This window comes from Nocardia sp. AB354, from assembly GCF_049538315.1.
Lineage (GTDB): Bacteria > Actinomycetota > Actinomycetes > Mycobacteriales > Mycobacteriaceae > Nocardia > Nocardia nova.
This window is the reverse complement of sequence record NZ_JBMVFU010000022.1, coordinates 119,551-125,550: the sequence shown is the minus strand read 5'-3', so window position 1 is coordinate 125,550 and position 6,000 is coordinate 119,551. Positions and strand designations below refer to the sequence as shown.

Genomic DNA, 6,000 nt, shown 5'->3' with positions numbered 1-6,000 from the left:
CGACGCACGGATGGTTCATCGATATCGAGGCGGCCTCCAGCCTCTCGGCGATCGCGCGATATGCCCCGATAGCACTCGTGGAGCGCGGCCTGCGGGAGGTCACGGTCGCCGAACTGCGCGGCGGCGAGCGCTGGCTCACGACGGCGATCTCCACTCGGATCTGGCAGATCACGCTCGACGACGACAGCCTCGCGCACGGGATCGCCTACGGTTCGCGGCACGGCAGCGAATGGGACTGCTGGGCCATCTGGCTGCGCCGGACCGGACTCGCGCACACCTCCAACGGACTCGTCACGTCGGCGGATCCGGGCGTGGAGGTACTGCCTCCGCCGATCAACCCGGCCCTGCAGGCGATTCTGACGGCCTACGATCTGACCGTGAGCTGGTAGGTCGCGGCTCGCGGCCGCCGCGAGCGCCCGATCCGGCGCAGCTGAAATTCGCCGACGCGGCCCCGCTAGCATGACCTGCATGACGTACACCCTCGTGTTGCTGCGCCACGGCGAAAGCGAATGGAATGCTCTCAATCTGTTCACCGGCTGGGTGGATGTGCACCTGACCGACAAGGGTGTCGCCGAGGGCAAACGGGCCGGTGAACTGCTGGCCGAGCACGGCATACTGCCCGATATCGTCTACACCTCGCTGCTGCGCCGGGCGATCAGCACCGCGAATATCGCCCTGGACGCCGCGGATCGGCACTGGATTCCGGTGGTCCGCGACTGGCGGCTCAACGAGCGGCACTACGGCGCGCTGCAGGGTAAGAACAAGGCGCAGATCCGCGATCAGTACGGCGACGACCAGTTCATGATGTGGCGCCGCAGCTACGACACCCCGCCCCCGCCCATCGAGGCCGACAGCGAATACAGCCAGAGCGGCGACGCGCGCTACGCCGGTATCGACGTGCCGGCGACCGAATGCCTGAAGGACGTCGTCGCCCGCATGGTGCCGTATTGGGAGTCCACGATTTCCCGCGATCTGGTGGCCGGAAAGACCGTTCTGGTTGCGGCGCACGGAAATTCGCTGCGCGCACTGGTGAAACATCTGGACGGTATTTCCGACGAGGATATCGCCGGCCTCAACATTCCCACGGGTATTCCGCTGCGCTACGAACTGGACGAGAATCTGCGTCCGATCGGTCCCGCGGCGTATCTGGACCCCGAGGCGGCAGCCGCGGGTGCGGCCGCGGTCGCGAGCCAGGGCGGTAAATAAACCGGATTCCCGCACTTTTCGACGCGCCGCGGTCATCGACCGCGGCGCGTTGTCGTATATCTCGAACCCGCTGCGTGCGTACGGTTTCCGAATGTCGAAGTTCCCTCTGTCGCGCGTATGAATATGCAATACTCAGCGTTTTGTGAGCTGCATCTCTTCTGCCGATTCGTAGCTATCGAATTGCCGCGCGGCGGTTCGTGCCCCGATGCGCACCGCCGGTAGTAGCGTCCGGGCCGGTGGGGAGTGGTGTGGATAACTTCCGGTAGGTAAACCGCCGGGCTTTCCGCTGGTCATCGACGTGGATGAGGGGCTGAGAAGTTGAGAGTTTTTTCTTGCAGAAGTTGTAACCGCTGGTTTGCAACTTACTCCGCAGTAGATACACTCTCGGGCGTTCGACCATTTCGAGAGGCGGATCACGTTCGATGAAGTACGCGTTACGCGCCACAGTCGCTGCCGTCGCCGCCGCGGTGACCGTCCCGTTCTTCGCCACTCCGGCTCAGGCCGGGCCCGTCGCGACCGGTCCGGACGGCGGCGCCGCCGGCGCCGCGTGGACCGCCACCGAGGACGGCCCGCAGCAGTATCCGAACATCCACATCGACTGGGATGTGCCGATCACCATGAGCGACGGCACGGTGCTGAAGGGCAATGTGTACCGGCCCGCCGATGCCGCCAGCCGTCCGGTCGACACCCGCACGCCGGTCGTCGTGAACATGACGCCCTACACCAAACTGGTCTCGAATCTGGCCGACCACGCGGGCTCGGTGCCGGGGCTGTCCGATGCGCTGCTGGGGTTGTTCCGCCAGATCGACATGAGCGGCACCGCGCTGTCCGGGGTCACCGATCTGACCAAGGCCTTCGGCGGCGGCGAGCTGCGCAACTTCTCCGTCGACCGGCAGCTGATCAAGAGCGGTTACACCCAGGTCGTGGTCGATGTCCGCGGCACCGGCTTCTCGCAGGGCGAATGGGATATGTTGCGCCAACGCGAGCAGCAGGACACCGTGGAGGTGATCGACTGGGCTTCGCGGCAACCGTGGTCGGACGGCAAGGTCGGGATGACCGGCATTTCCTATTCGGGCATCAATCAGGTGCAGGTCGCGGAGAAGCAGCCGCCCGCGCTGAAGGCGATTTTCCCGGTGGTGCCCGGCAGCGATCTGGTCGACGATGTTCTCGCCCCCGGCGGCGGCTTCGGGTTCAACTTCATTCCGCTGTGGCTCACCGCGATCAACACCCTCAAATGGGTGCCGGACGTGCAGTCGATCGTGACCGGAAAATTCGACAGCACGTGGCTGAACGACCGGATCAGCGATCCGTACACCTATATGGATGTACTGCTGAGCGCCTACACCAACACCGATATGAACACCCTCGATCCGCGGGTGAAGAACATGTTGAACGACATGTCCTCGGAACGGCAGGCGTGGATCGGTGATCCGGGCCGGATTCAGGTGCCGACCTTCGTCACCGGCGGGTGGCACGATCTGTTCACCTACTCCGAATCCAAGATCTACAACCGGATTCCGCTCCCGCCCGGGCAGAAGCAACTGTTCATGGGCAACACCTACCACCTCAACTCGGGCAACGAGTACGGCAAGCCCGGTCTGCCGCCGCGGCTGGACGTACTGCAGCGCGCGTGGTTCGACAAGTGGCTCAAGGGAATCGACAACGGCATCGACACCTACGGTCCGGTGACGCTGCGCGAACAGGGCGGCGGCTGGATCACCCAGGGCGGTTTCGGACCGTCGGCGCCGGCCGAGGAGGCCGCGAAGTACCGTCGCATGTACCTGTCGGGTGACCGCAGCGGTACCGCGAACAGTGTCTACGACGGCTCGCTGACCGGCGAATTCACCGGTGCGCCGACACGTCTGACGGTGGCGCCCGGGCTCACCACGCTGTGCTCCAACGATGCCGCGCAGGCGACCGCCGGTGTGCTCGCCGTCATCGACGGCTGCGGCAAGGACTCGCGCATCGCGGAAACCAACGCGCTGACCTTCACCAGCGCCCCGGTCGCCGGGGAGACCACCATCTCGGGCCCGATCGCGGTGCGGCTCAATACCGTTCAGGACGCCGCCGACGGGTATTGGACGGTGACGGTCAACGACGTCGCGCCGGACGGGCAGTCGACCGTGCTGTCCTCGGGGCAACTGATGGCCTCGCTACGTGAGGTCGACGAGGCGAACAGCACCCGGTCCGAGAACGGCGACTACACCGACCCGCGGGCCTACACCTCGCTGGACAAGCGGCAGCCGACGGTTCCCGGCGAAGTGACCGAACTGAACATCGCGCTGCCCGCCACGCAGGCCGTCCTCGCGCCCGGCCATCGCCTGCGGGTGGACGTGTTCGCCGGCAACTTCCCCAAGGGCCTGCCGATCGCGCCGATGCTAGCGGACACCGGCCTAAAACCCGAACACCTGCAACTGGATCCGAATGCCCCTAGCTTCGTGAACATCCCGGTCAAGGGAGACTCCGGCTGGTGAGCCGGTAGGAGGCTCCCCGACGGTCCCGGGAACGTACAACGGCGTACGTACCCGGGACTTTTCGTCTCCGGCCGGTGTCGGCGGCGCGAGATTGAGGCGCACCTCACACTCGGCGCGGGTCGCTGGACGAGTGCCGCGGCGGATCGACACGCCGGAGGTGTTCACGCGCGATTCGCGCGGACTCCAGATGTGCGGTGCCGCAAGGAAAACTGTTCGCGCGACCATTGCCAGGCGGCCGAAAACCGCCGGTCGGGGCCGATCCGGGGCTCGGCCAACTTTGTGTGAACACCCGGCCAACGATCGCGGAATCAGCCGTGACCTGCGCGAAACTTCGTCAACCCGGGTTTGGAGTACGTGTCCGCGACCGTACGATTCTCTATGTGAGCGTTCCCCAGGCCGTGCTGCTTGCAGTCCTCGCGGCCGTAGTCGGTCTGGCCGTTGGTGGCCTGGTCATCCCGTACATGAACGCCAGGCAAGCCGAGCGTCGCGCGGCCGAATCCGGCCTGACCATGTCGCAGGTCCTGGATCTGATCGTGCTGGCCTCCGAGAGCGGCATCGCCGTGGTGGACGAATATCGCGACGTGGTGCTGGTCAATCCGCGCGCCGAGGAACTGGGCCTGGTCCGCAACCGGTTGCTGGACGAACGCGCGTGGGCGGCGGTGGAGAAGGTGATCGCCACCGGCGAAGATGTCGAGTTCGACCAGACGCTGAAGAATCCGCTGCCCGGCCGCAACAGCATCGCCGTGCGCGGTGTGGCCCGCCCGCTCTCGCGCGGTGATTCGAACTTCGTCGTGCTGTTCGCCGACGACGACTCCGAACAGGCCCGCATGGAGGCCACCCGCCGGGATTTCGTCGCCAATGTCAGCCATGAGCTCAAGACCCCGGTCGGCGCCATGAGTCTGCTCGCCGAGGCCATGCTGGAGTCGGCCGACGATCCGGATTCGGTGCGGCATTTCGGGCAGCGTCTGGTCAGCGAATCGAACCGGATGGGCAAGATGGTCACCGAGCTGATCGCGCTCTCGCGGCTGCAGGGGGCCGAAAAGCTGCCGCAGCTCGAGGCGGTCGACGTCGATACCGTGGTCAATGCCGCGATCGAACGGTCGCGTACCGCCGCCGAAGCCGCCGGAATCACCGTCAGCACCGATGCCAACAGTGGACTGGAAATACTCGGCGACGAAACTCTGCTCGTGACGGCGCTGTCGAATCTGGTCGAGAACGCGATCAACTATTCACCGAAGGGCTCGCACGTATCGGTGAGCCGATCGCTGCGCAACGGGCACGTCAATATCGCGGTCACCGATCGCGGCATCGGTATCGCCAAGGAAGACCAGGAACGGGTCTTCGAACGTTTCTTCCGCGCGGACAAGGCGCGTTCGCGCGCCACCGGCGGAACCGGACTCGGGCTGGCTATCGTCAAACACGTGGCCGCCAATCACAACGGGGAAATCACGTTGTGGAGCAAATTGGGCACCGGTTCCACGTTCACGCTGCGTATTCCCGCGGTCGAATCAGGCAACCAGAATTCCGCCGCCCCGGCGGAGAGGAAGAGCCCCACCGCAATCGGGGTGGGCAAGAACGACGACGGTCCGCGCCGGCGGACCGGACAAAACGGTGTGGAGGCAACCCGATGACCAGTGTGTTGATCGTCGAGGACGAGGAGTCGCTGGCCGATCCGCTCGCGTTCCTGCTGCGCAAGGAGGGCTTCGAGGTCACGGTCGTGGGCGACGGGCCATCCGCGCTGTCGGAATTCGACCGCTCCGGCGCCGACATCGTCCTGCTGGATCTGATGCTGCCCGGGATGAGCGGCACCGACGTGTGCAAGCAGCTGCGCACCCGCAGCAGTGTGCCGGTGATCATGGTGACCGCCCGCGACAGTGAAATCGACAAGGTGGTCGGCCTGGAACTGGGCGCCGACGACTACGTCACCAAGCCGTACTCCTCACGCGAGCTGATCGCCCGCATCCGGGCGGTGCTGCGCCGCGGCGCCGGTGAGGAGATGGACGGGTCCGGCGAGAGCGGCGTCCTCGAGGCCGGCCCGGTGCGCATGGATGTGGATCGCCACACCGTGCAGGTCAACGGCAAATCGGTGACGTTGCCGCTGAAGGAATTCGATCTGCTGGAATACCTGCTGCGAAATTCCGGCAGGGTGCTGACCCGCGGCCAGCTGATCGACCGCGTCTGGGGTGCCGATTACGTCGGCGACACCAAGACCCTGGACGTCCACGTCAAGCGGCTGCGTTCGAAGATCGAGGCCGATCCGGCCAAGCCCGAACATCTGGTGACCGTGCGCGGGCTCGGGTACAAACTCGAGGCCTGATTC

At 65.5% G+C, this 6,000-nt stretch carries 4 protein-coding genes and 1 pseudogene; all 5 read left to right on the top strand.

Going from position 1 to position 6,000, the window contains the following annotated elements:
• Nucleotides 1–389 (top strand): annotated as a pseudogene (locus tag ACPCUW_RS27105) (hypothetical protein); the annotation flags it as partial.
• Between the two features lie 79 nt (nt 390–468).
• Entirely contained in the window at nt 469–1,206 is a 738-nt protein-coding gene (locus ACPCUW_RS27100) for a phosphoglyceromutase (protein ID WP_063016293.1), read from the top strand.
• A gap of 422 nt (nt 1,207–1,628) precedes the next feature.
• Complete coding sequence (locus ACPCUW_RS27095; protein WP_063016280.1) at nt 1,629–3,680, top strand: CocE/NonD family hydrolase; 2,052 nt, start codon at nt 1,629–1,631, stop codon at nt 3,678–3,680.
• Between the two features lie 380 nt (nt 3,681–4,060).
• On the top strand, nt 4,061–5,311 hold the full coding sequence (locus ACPCUW_RS27090) for a sensor histidine kinase (protein ID WP_030516180.1): 1,251 nt from the start codon (nt 4,061–4,063) through the stop codon (nt 5,309–5,311).
• Nucleotides 5,308–5,997, top strand: coding sequence for a response regulator transcription factor (locus tag ACPCUW_RS27085; protein ID WP_030516181.1), 690 nt, complete (start codon nt 5,308–5,310; stop codon nt 5,995–5,997). Before ACPCUW_RS27090 ends, ACPCUW_RS27085 begins: the two co-directional genes overlap by 4 nt.
• The last annotated feature ends 3 nt before the right edge of the window (nt 5,998–6,000 follow it).

Bases quoted from the DNA above. Each gene is read 5' to 3' on its own strand.
- ACPCUW_RS27100 (WP_063016293.1), top strand. From the start codon at position 469: ATGACGTACACCCTCGTGTTGCTGCGCCACGGCGAAAGCGAATGGAAT.
- ACPCUW_RS27095 (WP_063016280.1), top strand. From the start codon at position 1,629: ATGAAGTACGCGTTACGCGCCACAGTCGCTGCCGTCGCCGCCGCGGTG.
- ACPCUW_RS27085 (WP_030516181.1), top strand. From the start codon at position 5,308: ATGACCAGTGTGTTGATCGTCGAGGACGAGGAGTCGCTGGCCGATCCG.